This is a genomic window from Robertmurraya sp. DFI.2.37 (assembly GCF_029211245.1).
Lineage (GTDB): Bacteria > Bacillota > Bacilli > Bacillales > Cytobacillaceae > Robertmurraya > Robertmurraya methanolica_A.
In genome coordinates this window covers 1-427 of record NZ_JARGEJ010000262.1, presented here as the reverse complement: position 1 = coordinate 427, position 427 = coordinate 1, and the positions used below count along the sequence as shown (strand labels likewise).

General features: G+C 39.3%; 1 protein-coding gene. It reads left to right on the top strand.

Going from position 1 to position 427, the window contains the following annotated elements; genetic code table 11:
• A partial coding sequence (locus tag PZE06_RS32680; protein ID WP_483314090.1) for a Mu transposase domain-containing protein occupies positions 1 to 339 on the top strand: 339 nt, incomplete at its 5' end.
• Positions 340 to 427 lie beyond the last annotated feature (88 nt).

The following is a 427-nucleotide window of genomic DNA, read 5'->3' as shown; positions in this document are numbered from 1 at the left end:
GCTTTTCCTGTAGTGAAGTGGGAAATACGAGAGGTTAGTAGAGATTCGTTTATCTCTTACCGAGGAAAGCGTTATTCTGTTCCATTCCGCTTTGTTGGTCAAAATGTAAAAGTGAAAGAAACGCTTGCTCATCATTTAGAGATATATGATGACTTTGAGTGTATTGCGAAACACCCTATTCTTACTGGTAAAACGGAAGTCCATTTAAATTTAGGACATTATAAAGGGCTGAAAGAGACCGAAAAAGGTTTGGCGACCCGTCTCCAACAACCCGATGTGTTTGAAGTGGAACATCGTCCTCTTCAAGTGTATGAACAATTAGAAAGGAGTGAAACATAATGTCTACTCAACTTCTAATCGAACGACTAGAAAAATTGGGATGGCACCATACAGCTAACCAAATTCATGGTTTACTCGAAGATGCATC